The organism is Terrabacter sp. NPDC000476 (genome assembly GCF_040300125.1).
Taxonomy (GTDB): Bacteria; Actinomycetota; Actinomycetes; order Actinomycetales; family Dermatophilaceae; genus Terrabacter.
In genome coordinates this window covers 2,173,459-2,187,786 of record NZ_JBEPDF010000001.1, presented here as the reverse complement: position 1 = coordinate 2,187,786, position 14,328 = coordinate 2,173,459, and the positions used below count along the sequence as shown (strand labels likewise).

Genomic DNA, 14,328 nt, shown 5'->3' with positions numbered 1-14,328 from the left:
ACCTGATGACCACCCACGTCCTGAACCTCGTCGACGGCGCCCGCACGGGCGAGGCGACGACCGAGCGCCGCAACCCCGCCCGCCCTGACGAGGTCGTCGCGGTCTCGCCGGCCTCGAGCGCGGCCGACGTCGACGCCGCCGTCGGTGCGGCCGCCGCGGCCCAGCCCGGCTGGGCCGCGATGACCCCCGTCGCGCGCGGCGCCGTGCTCCTCGACGCCGCCGACCTGCTGCGGCAGCGGCACGCCGACGTCGCCGCCGACCTCGTGCGCGAGGAGGGCAAGACCCGCGCCGAGGCCATGGGCGAGGTGCGCCGCGCCATCGACGTGCTCCGCTTCTTCGGCGCCGCCGGGTGGCGCCCCACGGGCGAGACGCTGCCGAGCGTCGTGCCGTCCACGAGCGTGCACACCCGCGCCGAACCGCTCGGCGTCGTCGGGCTCGTCACCCCGTGGAACTTCCCGATCGCCATCCCGGCCTGGAAGATGGCGCCCGCCCTCATCTCCGGCAACGCCGTCGTCATCAAGCCGGCCGAGCTGACCCCGCTCTCGATCGACCACCTCGCGACCGCCCTGCACGACGCCGGCCTGCCCGCCGGCGTGCTCAACGTCGTGCACGGCAAGGGCTCGGTCGCGGGCGAGGCCCTCGCGAGCCACGCCGGCGTCGCCGCGCTGTCGTTCACGGGCTCGACGGCCGTCGGTCGCCACCTGCACGACGTCGTCACCGGCCGCCGGGCCCGCGTGCAGCTCGAGATGGGCGGCAAGAACGCCTACCTCGTGCTCGACGACGCCGACGTCGAGCAGGCCGCGGCCACCGTGGCCGCCGGCGCCTTCGGCCTGACGGGCCAGGCGTGCACCGCGACGTCGCGCGTCTACGTGACGCCCGGCGTGCGCGACGCCTTCGTCTCCCGCCTGCGCGAGCTCGCGGCCGCCGCCCGCCCCGGCGACGGCCTCGCCGACGGCACGACCATCGGCCCGGTCGTCTCGCAGGCCCAGCTCGACAAGGACGTCGCGGCCATCGAGGCGGCGCTCGCGGCCGGCTCGGACGGCGGCGCCGGCCTCGCCGGACCCGACGGCCAGCTGCTCGCGCCCGTCGTCTTCTCCGACGTCGAGCACGACAGCGCGCTCGCGCGCGACGAGGTCTTCGGGCCGGTCGTGGCGGTCGTCGACGTGCCTGACTACGAGACGGGCCTGACCCGCGTCAACGACTCGTCCTACGGCCTGACCGCCGGTGTCTGCACGCGTGACCTCGGCACGGCCTACGACTTCGCCGCTCGCGCGCAGGTCGGCGTCGTCAAGGTCAACCGCCCGACGACGGGCCTCGACCTCAACGTGCCCTTCGGCGGGGTGCGCGACTCGTCGTCGAACACCTTCCGCGAGCAGGGCGCCCGTGCCGTCGACTTCTACACGTGGAGCAAGAGCGTCTACGTCGGGCACGACGTGTGACTCCCGACGAGCTGCGCGCGCGGTCCAAGGCCGAGCTGCACCTGCACCTCGAGTCCGCCATCGGCGAGCGGACCGCGCGCGAGCTCGCCGACCGGTCGGGCCTGCCGGTGCCGCCGAACGGCCCCTTCGCCGACCAGGGCGCTTTCGTCGTCGCCTACGAACGGGCGCGCGACCTCGTGCGCACGCTCGACGACCTGCGCCGCGTGGCGCGCGAGCTCGTCGACCGGCAGGCGGCCGACGGCGTCGGGTGGAGCGAGGTGCACCTCGCGCCGACGACGTATGCCGGCCGGCTCGGTCCCGTGGACGGCGTCGTCGAGGCGTTCGTCGACGGGGCCGACGGCCGGGCCGGGGTGGTGCTCGGGGTGAACCGGGGCCTGCCCGTGGCCGAGGCGGAGGCGAGCGTCGACCTCGCGCTGCGCTGGGCCGGTCGGGGCGTCGTGGCCGTCGGCCTGGCCGGCGCCGAGGCGGCCAACCCGCCCGGCAGGTTCGCGGAGCCACTGGCCCGTGCGGCCGCCGGTGGGCTGCCGGTGGTGCCGCACTGCGGCGAGGGCACCGGAGCGGCCGGGGTGCGGGCGGCGCTCGCCCTCGACCCCGTCCGCCTCTGCCACGGCGTCGGGGCCCAGGACGACCCGGCCCTGCTCGAGCTGCTGCGCGAGCGGGGGATCTGCGTCGACATGGCGCCGTCGTCCAACGTCGCGCTCGGCATCGTGCCCGACCTCGCGAGCCACCCGCTGCCCGTGCTGCTGCGGGCCGGGGTCGACGTCACGCTGAGCACCGACATCCCCGGCTTCCTCGGCATCGGCCTCGTCGACGAGCTGGTTCGCTGCGCGGCCGCCTGGTCGCTCACCGACGCCGAGGTCGACCGCCTGCTCGAGACCTCGCTGCGTCGCAGCCTCCGCGCCACCCACTGACCCGCTCCACCCGCTGACCGCGCCACCCGGCATACGGCCTCGGCGGGGCGACGGACCGCCACGAACCGCGGCGGCCGCGCCGACTCGTGCTCGCCTGCCGGTGCCGCCCGCGCTCGTGGCGGTCGGTCGGACCCTGTGGACGACGCCGTCGCAGCAGCCAGCGGCCGCGCGAGGCTGGGGCGGTGGACGTCGCGACGGTGGTGGCGCAGCTCGGCGGCAGCGCCCGGTGGTCAGAGCTGCGGCCGTCGGTGCGGCGGCGCCAGCTGCGCCGGGCCGTCGCAGCCGGGACGGTGGTGCGGCTGCGGCGCGGCCGCTACGGGCTGCCGAGCCTGCTCGCGGCCCGGACCACCGCCGAGGCGCTCTGCGCGACGGCCTCGCACCTGACCGCGGCCCTGCACTGGGGCTGGGCCGTCAAGCACGAGCCGGTGCTGCCGCAGCTGACGTTCCCGCGCGGGCGCAAGCTCCGGCCCGCCGCCCGCACCGGCGTGGAGCGGCACTGGCGCGACCTCGGCACCGGCGACGTCGTCGACGGCTGGGTGACGAGCCGGGCGCGCACCGTCGTGGACTGCTGCCTCGACCTGCCCTTCGACGAGGCGCTGGCGGTCGCCGACTCCGCCTGGCGCCACGGCGTGTCACCCGTGGAGGTGGCCGGCGCGGCCATCGCCCTGCCGCTGCGCTCGCGGCGCAAGGTGGTCGGGGTGCTGCGCCATGCCGACCCCAGGGCGGCGAACCCCTTCGAGTCGGTGCTGCGCGCGCTGTGCCTGCAGGTCGCCGAGCTCCACGTGACGCCGCAGCACGTGGTCGCCGGCGAGGGCTTCCACGCCCAGGTGGACCTCGCGGACCCCGAGCTGCTGATCGTCGTCGAGGCCGAGGGCTTCGAGAACCACGGCACGCGGGCGGCGCTCAAGCGCGACTGTCGGCGCTACACCGGGCTCGCGATGCGGGGCTGGGTCGTGACCCGGTTCACGTGGGACGAGGTGATGTTCGACGCCGGCTACGTGGTGGGCGCGCTCCGGGCCACGACGATCGAGCGCCGACGGACCGCCACGAACCGCGGCGGTGCCCCCTGAGCGTGCGTGGACCTCGTCCGAGCGCAGGTTCGTGGCGGTCCGTCGGGACGGGCCGTGGGAGGGCCTGCCGGGCGCGGACATGGGAGCGGGTGAGGGGCGAGATGCAGGGGGGGTGCATCTCGTCCCTCACCCGGTGCGGCGTCCACGCCTGGGGGACGGGACTGTGTGTGCCGTTTCGCCAAGGGTCTCGAGGGGGATGTGGAGACGGCGGGGAGGGTGTGTTCGCGCTCCTTGGCGATAGGTCAATGATCACCCCGCCCGGGCCTCAGCGGGAGAGTTCCCTCATTTGTTGAACAACTCTTTACCTTCCCGCCTCACGACAGCACGGTCATGCGGTGGGCGGCACGCGTCAGGGCAACGTAGAGCACCCGGATGCCGACCGGCGACTCGCGGGTGATCTCGTCGGGGTCGACGACGACCGTGGCGTCGTACTCCAGGCCCTTGGTCGACATCGGGTCGATGACCTGCACGCGACCGTCACCGGCGCCCGAGACCGGCGCGAGCCGCTCGGCGTGGGCGGCGGGCGCGATGACGGCGATCGCGCCCTCGACCTGGCCGAGCAGGGCGCCGACGGCCTCGCGCACCGTGGTGAGCGGGTCGTCGCCGAGCGCGGCCAGCACGGGCTGCACCCCGGTCTCGCGCACGGCCTGGGGGATGTCGGCGTCGGGCACCTCGCGGCGCACGACCTCGGCCGCGTGGTCGAAGATCTCGCGGGCGTTGCGGTAGTTCGTGTCCATGTGGAAGCGCTGGCGCGCCTGCGAGCCGAAGGCCTCCTCTCGCGCGGCGGCGGCCTCGGCGGCGTCGGGCCACGACGCCTGCGCGGCGTCGCCGACGACGGTCCACGAGGCGTGGCGGCCGCGGCGGCCGATCATCCGCCACTGCATGGGGGAGAGGTCTTGGGCCTCGTCGACGAGCACGTGGGCGTACTCGTCCGCGCGGTCGATGCGGCCGGCGAGGAGCCGCTCGCGGGGCTCCGTCGGGGCGACGGCGCTCGAGCTGTCCCGGGCGGCGCTGCGCACGGGCTGCACCTCGGTGACGCCGTAGGAGCTGAGGTCCTCGAGCTCCTCGATCTCGTAGAAGCCGCGCTCCTCCTGCTCGGCCTCCTGCACCGGGCCCACGCGCGCCGACAGGTCGTCGATGAGCGCGACGTCGGCCACCGACCAGGTGCCGGTCGCGAGCGCGTGCGCGAAGGACGCCGCGAGCGGGCCGACCTCCTCCTCGCGGAGCGTGCCGCGGGCGTGCCGGCGCACGAGGGCGGGGTCGGCGAGCCAGAGCAGCACCTCGCGGGGGTCGACCTGCGGCCACCACGCCTGCATGAACGCCTCGACGTCGAGGTGGTCCTCCCACCGGTCGAGGAACTCGGCCTTGGCCTCGCGGTCGCCGCTGACGCCGAGGGTGGCCCACGCGGCCTCGCCGAGCGCGGCCTGGGCCGCGCCGGTGGCCGTGTTGCGCTGGTGCTGGCGCAGCACCTGCGAGCGCACCCGGTCGAGGTCGCGGGCCTCGAGCCGTACGGGCCGACCGGCCACCATGGCGCGGAACTCCGTGGGGGCGTCGGGCACGCGGCCGCGGGCCGCGGCACCGAGGAGGGTGCGGATGCGGGTCGAGCCCTTGGTGCGGGCGACGGCGGGGGAGTCGTGGCGCTCGGTATGCACGACGTCGAGGACGTCGCCGAGGGCCCGGAGCACGACGCTCTCCTCGCCGAGCGAGGGCAGCACGCGCTCGATGTACGCCGTGTAGGCACCCGACGGGCCGATGACGAGGATGCCGCCGGACTCGAAGCGGCGCCGGTCGGAGTAGAGCAGGTAGGCCGCGCGGTGCAGGGCGACGACCGTCTTGCCCGTGCCCGGGCCACCGGTGATCTCGGTGACGCCGCGCGCGCTCGCCCGGATCGCCTCGTCCTGGTGCGCCTGGATCGTCGCGACGATGTCGCGCATGCGCTCGCCGCGGCTGCGGGTCAGGGCGGCCATGAGCGCGCCGTCGCCGACGACGACGAGGTCGTCGGGGGCCTCGGGCACCATGAGGTCGTCCTCGACCCCGATGACGGTCGTGCCCCGGCTGCGGAGCACGCGGCGGCGGAGCACGCCCATCGGCTGGGTGGGCGTCGCGCGGTAGAAGGCCGAGGCCGCCGGGGCGCGCCAGTCGATGACGAGCGGCTCGTAGTCGTCGTCGCGGACGCCGAGGCGCCCGATGTAGCGGACCTCGCGGTCGTCGCTCGTCGTCGTGGGCCGGTGCCCGTTGCCCGCCGCGGCGGTGCCGGCGGCGACGTCGGCCCGCAGCATCGCGTGGTCGATGTCGAGCCGGCCGAAGACGAGCCCCTCGTACTGGGTGTCGAGCGCCGTGCGCCGCTTCGCGGCGTGGAACATCAGGGCGTCGCGCTCGAAGAGCCCGGCCCCCTCGGCGTCGCCGATCTCGACGAGGCGACCGAACTCGGTGCGGGCCAGGCCCTCGGCCTGCACGGTGTCGGCGCGCAGGCCGGCCTTCGCCAGCTCCTCGTGCACCCGGTCGACGTGGGCCTGCTCGACGGCGATCTCGCGGGCGAGCTCGTCCGGGCCGCCCGGTGCCGGCACCGGCGTGATGTCGCGCGGACCGGGCGTCGTGGTCCGCTGGGACGATGCGTTCGACATGCTCACTGACATCCAAGGACTCGAGGGGGAGCCGCAGGCGGCGCGGGAACCATCGAGTCTACTGTCATGACATGGCACCGCAGGCCCCAACGCCACCCTCCGGCGCGCCGCTCGTCGGGAGGGTGGTCCGGCTCGACGTCACGGTGCCCGACGACGCACCCGCACTCTCCGCCGTCTACTCCGACCCCCGGTGCTACGAGCACGGATTCGAGATGATGCGGCCGCACCGGTCGGTGGCCGACACCGAGGAGCTCGTGGCGCTCTCGGTGGCCGCGCGCGCGTCGGGCCGCACGGCCTACACGATGCGGCTCGTCACGGACGGTCCGCTCGGCCCGGCGGGCACGGTCGTGGGGTCGAGCTCGCTCGGTGACGTCGACCTCGTACGGGAGCACGTGCACCTGGGGTGGACGATGATCGGCTCGCGCTGGTGGGGCACGCAGGTCAACCCGGAGAGCAAGCTGCTGCTGCTCGCGCATGCCTTCGACGACTGCGGCTTCGGGCGGGTCAGGATCCAGACCGACGTGCGCAACGTGCGGTCGCGCGCGGCCATCGAGCGGCTCGGCGCGACCTTCGAGGGCATCACCCGCCGCGACGTGCGTCGCGCCGACGGGTCGTGGCGCGACACCGCCGTGCACTCGATCCTCGTCGACGAGTGGCCCACGGTCCGGGCAGGCCTGCTGGCGCGGGTGGCCGCCCCCTAGGCTGGTCGCCGTGAAGGTCCTCGTGCTCGGTTCCGGTGCCCGCGAACACGCTCTCGTCAAGGCCGTCGCGGCTGACCCTGAGGTCGACGCCGTCATCGCGGCGCCCGGCAACCCGGGCATCGACGCGACCGCGCTCTGCGTGGCCGTCGACATCAACGACGGCGACGCGGTGGTCGGGGTCGCCCGTGAGCACGACGTCGACCTCGTCGTCGTCGGGCCCGAGGCGCCCCTCGTCGCCGGTGTCGCGGACGTATGCCGGTCGGCCGGGTTCGCCGTCTTCGGCCCGTCCGCCGCGGCCGCCCGCCTCGAGGGCAGCAAGTCCTTCGCCAAGGAGGTCATGGCGGCCGCCGACGTGCCGACCGCGCTCGCCCACGTCTGCACGAGCCTCGACGAGGTCGAGGCGGCCCTCGACGCGCTCGGTGCCCCGCACGTCGTCAAGGACGACGGGCTCGCCGCCGGCAAGGGCGTCGTCGTCACCGACTCGCGCGACGCGGCCCTCGAGCACGCGCGCGCCTGCCTCGCCAAGCCCGACGGCCGCCTCGTCGTCGAGGAGTTCCTCGACGGGCCGGAGGTCTCGGTCTTCTGCCTCAGCGACGGCGAGAGCGTCGTGGCGCTCGCGCCGGCCCAGGACTTCAAGCGGGTCGGCGACGACGACGCCGGCCCGAACACCGGTGGCATGGGCGCCTACTCGCCGCTCGACTGGGCGCCCACGGGGCTCGCCGACGACGTCGTGCGACGCGTCGCCCAGCCGACGATCGACGAGATGCGCCGCCGTGGCACGCCGTTCGTCGGCGCCCTCTACGTCGGTCTCGCCCTCACCTCCCGCGGCCCTCGGGTCATCGAGTTCAACGCCCGCTTCGGCGACCCCGACGGCCAGGCCACGCTGGCCCGGCTCGAGACGCCGTTCGCCCAGCTGCTCCTCGCGGCCGCCACCGGTGGCCTCGGCGAGTTCGGCCCGCTCCGCTGGTCACCCGACCACGCGGTCGTCGTCGTCGTCGCGTCGGAGGGCTACCCGGCGTCGCCCCGCACCGGCGACCCCATCACCGGCCTCGACGCCGCCGCCGAGGTGCCCGGCGTCGTCGTGCTCCACGCCGGCACCGCCCTCGACGCCGAGGGCGCGCTCGTCTCGGCGGGAGGCCGCGTGCTCGACGTCGTGGCCGTCGCGCCCTCGCTCGCCGATGCCCGGCGGGCGGCCTACGACGCCGTGGCCGTCATCGAGCTCGACGGCTCGCACCACCGCACCGACATCGCCCTGCGCGCCGAACGCGGCGACCTCGAGATGGGAGGAGCGCGATGAGCGCGCTCGACCTGCCCGGCTACACCCACGTCTACTCCGGCAAGGTGCGCGACCTCTACGCACCGCTCGACGCCGACGGCCAGGTGGTCGACGACCAGCTGCTCCTCGTCGCCTCGAACCGGCTCTCCGCGTACGACGAGATGCTGTCGCCCGAGATCCCCGACAAGGGGGCCGTGCTGACCCGCCTCTCGCTCTGGTGGTTCGACCAGCTCGCCGACCTCGTGCCCAACCACGTCGTCTCGACCGACGTGCCCGACGCCGTGGCCGGCCGCGCGGTGCTCGTGCGCAAGCTGCAGATGCTCAAGGTCGAGGCCATCGCCCGCGCCTACCTCACGGGCGGCGGCCTGGAGGAGTACGACGCCAAGGGCTCCGTCTCGGGGGTGCCGCTGCCGGAGGGACTCGTCGACGGCTCGAAGCTGCCCGAGCCCGTCTTCACCCCGACGACGAAGGCCCCGGTCGGAGAGCACGACCTGCCGATGGCGCCCGACGAGGTGGCGGCCGAGCTCGGCGCCGACGTCGCGGCGGAGGTGTCGCGCCTCACCCGCGCGATCCTCGCGCGCGGCAACGAGATCGCGGCCGACCGCGGCATCCTCATCGCCGACACGAAGGTCGAGTTCGGCGTCGCGCCCGACGGCTCCGGCGGCCTCGTCCTCGCCGACGAGGTGCTGACGCCCGACTCGTCGCGCTTCTGGCCGGCCGAGCTCTGGGAGCCCGGCCACCCGCAGCCCTCCTACGACAAGCAGTTCGTCCGTGACTGGCTCACGTCGGCCGAGTCGGGCTGGGACCGCAGGGCCGGCGGCCCGCCGCCCGAGCTGCCCGCCCACGTCGTCGAGGCCACCCGGGCCAAGTACGTCGAGGCCTACGAGCGCCTCACCGGCGAGCGCTTCTAGCCCTCCGCGCTACTGCGTCGGGCCCTCCCGGGCGAGGAGCTGCCGGCTCGTGCGCCCGACGAGGTCGCGCACCGCGTCGAAGCGGCCGGGCTCGTCGTCCGCGCCACCGGCGTACCACCAGTCGCGGGCCCAGCGCACGAGGCCGGCGTCGTCGGGGGAGGCAGACCCGGCGAAGCGGTCCGCAGCCTCGCGCTTCGAGCGCTGCTCGCCCTCGACGAGCGCGCACCACGCGCGGCAGATCGACAGCACGGCGTACGCCTGCCCGCCCGGCCCCTGCATGCCCTCGACCCAGACCGGCCAGTCGCGCACGTGCGCGAGCAGCGCGGCGCGGGGGAGGGCGGGTGGGAACTCCGGGATCACGTCCGCGGCCGCCGGGCCGGCCAGCGGGGTCGACCGGGACCGCACCGACGCCCACGTCAGCACCCGGTGCGGCGTCGCGGGCAGCAGGTGGAGGGCCTCTCCGGGGCTGACGCGCAGGATGGCGTCCGCCGGCTCTTCCGTGGCGCCCACCCCCTCGGCCGCGGCGCGCAGGGTGGGCAGCCCCACGGTCTCCACCTCGATGCGCCCGCGCCATGCCGGGTGCCGACGCTCCACCACCGCCAGCGCGGGCGTCACCGCCTCGAGCACCGCCGCGTCGGGGGCGCGCGCGACGACGGCGAGCACGTCGAGGTCGCTGCGCGCCGGGTCGAAGTCGCCGCCCACGAGCGACCCGTGCGCCCAGAGCCCCAGCAGGTGCGTGCCCAGCGCGGCCGCCAGACCCGACGCGAGGTCGCCGAGCGCCGACCACGGCCCGACCCCTCGCCGCATGACGACCCGACGCCCCACGCCGTCGAGCCCGAGTCGTCGCTCGGTTGCCCGCAGCGCCCGCAGGCCCGGCCCGGGGTCCGTCACCGCGACGAAGCCGCGGCGGGCGTAGAACGGCCCGTTCCACGGCACGTCGGCGAAGGTGCACAGCGTCAGCGACTCGTGGCCCGCACGGGCCGCCCACGCGGCAGCGGCCTCGACGAGGGCGCCCCCGACCTCGCGCCGCGCGGCCGTCGGCAGCACCGACAGCTGTTCGAGGTGCGCGGCCCCGTCAACGACGTCGAGGCGCGCGAACCCCACGACCGGGTCACCCGCGACGAGCAGGTGCGCCGCCCTCCCGAGCTCCTCGACGCCCGCGGCGCCGGGCGGCAGCGGGCCGATGCCGTGGGCCGCGAAGACCTCGTCGGCGGCCTCCTCGAGGGCGGGCAGGGCCGTGAGGTCGTCGGGGCCGGCCGGGCGCACGAGGTGGGTCACGGGACGAGCCTGCCACCCGGCATACGCTGTCGGCATGACCGAGCCCGCCGCCGACGCCACCTCCGACGTGCCTGCCGACCGCTACCTGCTGCGGCAGAAGCTGACCCTCATGGTCAACCGCTACGACATCGTGCGCGTCGACGAGGCGGGACGCGAGCTCGGCCTGCTGTGCTTCGCCGAGCAGAAGCGACTGGCGGCCAAGGAGCAGGTCACCTTCTTCACCGACGCCGCCAAGACCCACCCGCTCTTCGGCTTCAAGGCGCGCAAGCGGCTCGACCTCGGCTCCGGCTACGACGTCACGGACAGCCAGGGCCAGCCGATCGGCTGGTTCAAGAAGCAGTTCGGCGCCTCGCTCCTCAACTCGACGTGGACGCTCGGCCTGCCGGACGGGCGCGAGTTCGTCGGCCGCGAGCGCAACGCCAAGGTGGCGGTGGCGCGGCGGCTCTGGGAGGTGCTGCCGATCGTCAGCGAGATCCCCGGTCCGTTCCTGTTCCACTTCGACTTCACCGGTGCGGACGGCCGGATCGCGCTCAGCTCGACGAAGAAGGCCGGCCTCAAGGACGTCTACCACGTGGAGCTGCCGGCGCTCGCCGACGGCAGCGCGATCGACTGGCGGGTCGGCATGGCGATGGCGGTCGCGCTCGACGCCCTCCAGTCGCGCTGAGCCGGCGCAGGCCGGTCCGCCGAGACGCGGTCCGCCGCGTGCGCGGTGGCGGATAGACTCGGGGCCGTCCTCCCGGACGTCGCCCCCACCCCCGCGAGCGCAGGAGAACCACCACTGATGGGAAGCATCGTCGTCGACGTCATGCTCAAGCCCGAGATCCTCGACCCGCAGGGACAGGCCGTCGGTGGCGCCCTGCCGCGGCTCGGGTTCTCCGGATTCACCGACGTCCGCCAGGGCAAGCGCTTCGTGCTGACCGTCGACGGCGACGTCACGGACGAGCACCTCGCCGCGGCCCGCGAGGCCGCCGAGAAGCTGCTCAGCAACCCGGTCATCGAGGACGTCGTCTCGGTGCGGGTGCTCGACCAGGACTCCGAGCAGGACTCCGAGCAGGACGAGGACGCCGAGCAGTGAGGATCGGCGTCGTCACGTTCCCCGGCTCCCTCGACGACCGTGACGCGGCCCGCGCCGTGCGCGAGTGCGGCGGCGAGGCCGTCGCTCTGTGGCACGGCGACGCCGACCTCAGGGGCGTCGACGCGGTCATCCTCCCCGGCGGGTTCTCCTACGGCGACTACCTGCGCTGCGGCGCCATCGCCCGCTTCGCGCCGGTCATGGAGGCGCTCGTGCCGGCCGCGCAGGGCGGCCTGCCGGTGCTCGGCATCTGCAACGGCTTCCAGGTGCTCACCGAGAGCCACCTGCTCCCCGGCGCGCTCATCCGCAACGACCACCGCAAGTTCAACTGCGTCGACCAGCGGCTCGTCGTCGAGAACGCCTCGACCGCCTGGACCGCCGACTTCGAGGCCGGCCAGGAGATCACGATCGTCCTGAAGAACGGCGAGGGCGGCTACGTCGCCGACGAGCGCACGCTCGACGAGCTCGAGGGGGAGGGCCGCGTCGTCTTCCGCTACGTGCCGGACGCGCAGGGCCGCAACCCGAACGGCTCCTACCGGCACATCGCCGGCATCACGAACGAGCGCGGCAACGTCGTGGGGCTCATGCCCCACCCCGAGCACGCGGTCGAGGCGGGCTACGGCCCGAGCCTCGACGGTCGCGGCTTCTTCACCTCGATCATCCGCCAGACCCTCGAGAGCGCAGCCACCGCATGACCGACACCCAGACCGTCCAGCCCGCTCCCGCGGCGCCCGTCCTCGACACCGTCGAGCACGCGGCCGCCACCCCCGAGGTCGAGCAGCCCTGGGCCGAGCTCGGCCTCAAGGAGGACGAGTACGCGAACATCCGCGAGATCATCGGGCGCCGCCCGACGATCGCCGAGCTCGCGATGTACTCCGTCATGTGGAGCGAGCACTGCTCGTACAAGTCGAGCAAGGTCCACTTCAAGCTCTGGGGCGAGAACACCACCGACGAGATGCGCGAGAAGCTGCTCGTCGGCATCGGTGAGAACGCCGGCGTCGTCGACATCGGTGACGGCTGGGCCGTCACCTTCAAGGTCGAGTCGCACAACCACCCGTCCTACGTCGAGCCCTACCAGGGCGCCGCGACCGGCGTGGGCGGCATCATCCGCGACATCATGTCGATGGGCGCGCGCCCCATCGCCGTCATGGACCCGCTCCGCTTCGGCAACCTCCACCACCCCGACACCCAGCGCGTGCTGCCCGGTGTCGTCGCCGGTGTCGGTGGCTACGGCAACTGCATCGGCCTGCCCAACATCGGCGGCGAGGTCGTCTTCGACGACTGCTACCAGGGCAACCCGCTCGTCAACGCGCTCTGCGTCGGCGCGATGCGCGTCGAGGACATCCACCTCGCCAAGGCCTCGGGCGTCGGCAACAAGGTGATCCTCTTCGGCGCCAAGACCGGCGGCGACGGCATCGGCGGTGTCTCGGTGCTCGCCTCCGAGACCTTCGACGAGGGCGGCCCGACGAAGCGCCCGGCCGTGCAGGTCGGCGACCCCTTCGCCGAGAAGGTGCTCATCGAGTGCTGCCTCGACCTCTACGCGGCCGGCGTCGTCGACGGCATCCAGGACCTCGGCGGGGCCGGGCTCTCCTGTGCCACCAGCGAGCTCGCATCCAACGGTGACGGCGGCATGCAGGTCGAGCTCGACCTCGTGCCGCTGCGCGACGCGAGCCTGCAGCCGCAGGAGATCCTCATGTCGGAGTCGCAGGAACGCATGATGGCGGTCGTCGAGCCGAAGCACCTCGAGCAGTTCATGGCGATCACCGACAAGTGGGACGTCGAGGCGACCGTCATCGGTGAGGTCACCGACGGCGAGCACCTCGTCATCACGTGGCACGGCGAGACCATCGTCGACGTGCCGCCGCGCTCGGTCGCCCACGAGGGGCCCACGTACGAGCGCCCGCTCGAGCGGCCGGCATACCTCGACGGGCTCAACGCCGCGGGCACGGCCGCGCTCGCCAAGCCGCAGACCGGCGAGGAGATCCGCGCCCAGCTGCTCACGCTCATCGGCTCACCGAACCTCTGCGACAAGTCGTGGATCACCGACCAGTACGACCGCTACGTCCTCGGCAACACGGCGCTCGCCCAGCCCGACGACGCCGGCGTCGTACGCGTCGACGAGGAGACCGGCCGCGGCGTCGCGATCTCGACCGACTGCAACGGCCGCTTCGCCAAGCTGGACCCGTATGCCGGTGCGCAGCTCGCGCTCGCCGAGGCCTACCGCAACGTCGCCACCGCCGGTGCCGCGCCGCTCGCGGTGACGGACTGCCTCAACTTCGGCTCGCCGGAGGACCCGGGCGTCATGTGGCAGTTCCGCGAGGCGATCCGCGGCATCGCCGAGGGGTGCAAGTTCCTCGGCATCCCCGTCACCGGCGGCAACGTCTCGTTCTACAACCAGACCGGTGACGTCGCCATCCACCCGACGCCGGTCATCGGCGTGCTCGGCGTCATGGACGACGTCGCGAAGCGCTCCGCCACGGGCTTCCGCAGCGACGACGCGCACGTCTACCTGCTCGGCACGACGCGAGACGAGCTCGACGGCTCCGAGTGGGCGCACGTCGTGCACAAGCACCTCGGTGGCCACCCGCCGAAGGTCGACCTCGCGGCCGAGCAGGCGCTCGGCCGGGTGCTCGTCGCGGCGGCCGGCACGGGGCTCGTCGAGGCGGCGCACGACCTCTCCGAGGGCGGCCTCGCCGTCGCCCTCGCGGAGGCGTGCATGCGCCACGGCGTCGGTGTGACGATCGACGGCCTCGACCGCGTGGGCGTCGACGACGAGGGCAACCCGCTCGACGCGTTCACGGCGCTCTTCTCCGAGTCGAGCGCCCGCGCGCTCGTCGCGGTGCCCTCGGGCCACGCGTCGGAGTTCGAGGCCCTGCTCGGCGACGTGCCGCACGTGCGCATCGGGGTCACCGGCGGCCGCGACCTCGAGGTCGCCGGCCTCTTCGCGCTCTCGGTCGCCGAGCTGAAGTCGGCCCACGCGTTCACGCTGCCGGCGGTCTTCGGCGGCTGAGCGCCCCGAATGGTCTGAACCACAACGGCATACGAC

At 74.4% G+C, this 14,328-nt stretch carries 12 protein-coding genes; 10 read left to right on the top strand and 2 right to left on the bottom strand.

The annotated features are described in order from the left end of the window. Positions 1-5: 5 nt before the first annotated feature. The 3 genes from ABT295_RS10290 (at position 6) to ABT295_RS10280 (ending at position 3,420) form a co-directional block, all read left to right on the top strand. Positions 6-1,439: an aldehyde dehydrogenase family protein gene (locus ABT295_RS10290; protein ID WP_352394253.1), complete on the top strand. Its 1,434-nt coding sequence runs from the start codon at positions 6-8 to the stop codon at positions 1,437-1,439. Further along, positions 1,436-2,350, top strand: a complete 915-nt coding sequence (locus tag ABT295_RS10285; protein WP_352394252.1) for an adenosine deaminase family protein — start codon at positions 1,436-1,438, stop codon at positions 2,348-2,350. Before ABT295_RS10290 ends, ABT295_RS10285 begins: the two co-directional genes overlap by 4 nt. A 182-nt stretch (positions 2,351-2,532) precedes the next feature. Next, positions 2,533-3,420 (top strand): DUF559 domain-containing protein, encoded by an 888-nt coding sequence (locus tag ABT295_RS10280; protein WP_352394251.1) that lies wholly within the window; start codon positions 2,533-2,535, stop codon positions 3,418-3,420. Between the two features lie 314 nt (positions 3,421-3,734). On the opposite strand, the gene ABT295_RS10275 is transcribed toward ABT295_RS10280, so the two are convergent. Next, the gene (locus tag ABT295_RS10275) at positions 3,735-6,056 is read right to left on the bottom strand and encodes a HelD family protein (protein WP_352394250.1); all 2,322 of its coding nucleotides are present in this window, start codon (positions 6,054-6,056) and stop codon (positions 3,735-3,737) included. Positions 6,057-6,115: 59 nt separating this feature from the next. On the opposite strand from ABT295_RS10275, the gene ABT295_RS10270 reads away from it, so the two are divergent. Genes ABT295_RS10270 through ABT295_RS10260 form a run of 3 tightly spaced genes read left to right on the top strand, consistent with a single transcriptional unit; the run spans position 6,116 to position 8,932 of the window. Further along, the gene (locus ABT295_RS10270) at positions 6,116-6,745 is read left to right on the top strand and encodes a GNAT family N-acetyltransferase (protein ID WP_352394249.1); all 630 of its coding nucleotides are present in this window, start codon (positions 6,116-6,118) and stop codon (positions 6,743-6,745) included. A gap of 10 nt (positions 6,746-6,755) precedes the next feature. Further along, entirely contained in the window at positions 6,756-8,042 is a 1,287-nt protein-coding gene (gene purD / locus ABT295_RS10265) for a phosphoribosylamine--glycine ligase (RefSeq protein WP_352394248.1), read from the top strand. Further along, positions 8,039-8,932, top strand: coding sequence for a phosphoribosylaminoimidazolesuccinocarboxamide synthase (locus tag ABT295_RS10260; RefSeq protein ID WP_352394247.1), 894 nt, complete (start codon positions 8,039-8,041; stop codon positions 8,930-8,932). Before purD ends, ABT295_RS10260 begins: the two co-directional genes overlap by 4 nt. A gap of 9 nt (positions 8,933-8,941) precedes the next feature. Here the strand turns inward: ABT295_RS10260 and ABT295_RS10255 are convergent, their stop codons facing one another. Next, positions 8,942-10,210, bottom strand: a complete 1,269-nt coding sequence (locus ABT295_RS10255; protein WP_352394246.1) for a GNAT family N-acetyltransferase — start codon at positions 10,208-10,210, stop codon at positions 8,942-8,944. Positions 10,211-10,244: 34 nt separating this feature from the next. On the opposite strand from ABT295_RS10255, the gene ABT295_RS10250 reads away from it, so the two are divergent. The 4 genes from ABT295_RS10250 to purL all read left to right on the top strand — a co-directional run bounded on the left by ABT295_RS10250 (position 10,245) and on the right by purL (position 14,292). Then, a complete protein-coding gene (locus tag ABT295_RS10250) occupies positions 10,245-10,874 on the top strand; it encodes an LURP-one-related family protein (RefSeq protein WP_352394245.1) in 630 nt (209 codons plus the stop codon). Positions 10,875-10,991: 117 nt separating this feature from the next. Beyond that, a complete protein-coding gene (gene purS, locus ABT295_RS10245) occupies positions 10,992-11,285 on the top strand; it encodes a phosphoribosylformylglycinamidine synthase subunit PurS (RefSeq protein ID WP_352394244.1) in 294 nt (97 codons plus the stop codon). Then, entirely contained in the window at positions 11,282-11,977 is a 696-nt protein-coding gene (gene purQ / locus ABT295_RS10240; protein WP_352394243.1) for a phosphoribosylformylglycinamidine synthase subunit PurQ, read from the top strand. The genes purS and purQ overlap by 4 nt, the downstream gene beginning before the upstream one ends. After that, positions 11,974-14,292 carry a phosphoribosylformylglycinamidine synthase subunit PurL gene (purL, locus tag ABT295_RS10235; protein WP_352394242.1) on the top strand — a complete coding sequence of 773 codons (2,319 nt, stop codon included), beginning with the start codon at positions 11,974-11,976 and terminating at the stop codon, positions 14,290-14,292. Before purQ ends, purL begins: the two co-directional genes overlap by 4 nt. Positions 14,293-14,328 lie beyond the last annotated feature (36 nt).

Coding starts and splice junctions, on each gene's coding strand:
- ABT295_RS10290 (WP_352394253.1), top strand. CDS start 6: ATGACCACCCACGTCCTGAACCTCGTCGACGGCGCCCGCACGGGCGAG.
- ABT295_RS10275 (WP_352394250.1), bottom strand. CDS start 6,056: ATGTCAGTGAGCATGTCGAACGCATCGTCCCAGCGGACCACGACGCCC.
- ABT295_RS10270 (WP_352394249.1), top strand. CDS start 6,116: ATGGCACCGCAGGCCCCAACGCCACCCTCCGGCGCGCCGCTCGTCGGG.
- ABT295_RS10260 (WP_352394247.1), top strand. CDS start 8,039: ATGAGCGCGCTCGACCTGCCCGGCTACACCCACGTCTACTCCGGCAAG.
- ABT295_RS10250 (WP_352394245.1), top strand. CDS start 10,245: ATGACCGAGCCCGCCGCCGACGCCACCTCCGACGTGCCTGCCGACCGC.
- purS (WP_352394244.1), top strand. CDS start 10,992: ATGGGAAGCATCGTCGTCGACGTCATGCTCAAGCCCGAGATCCTCGAC.
- purL (WP_352394242.1), top strand. CDS start 11,974: ATGACCGACACCCAGACCGTCCAGCCCGCTCCCGCGGCGCCCGTCCTC.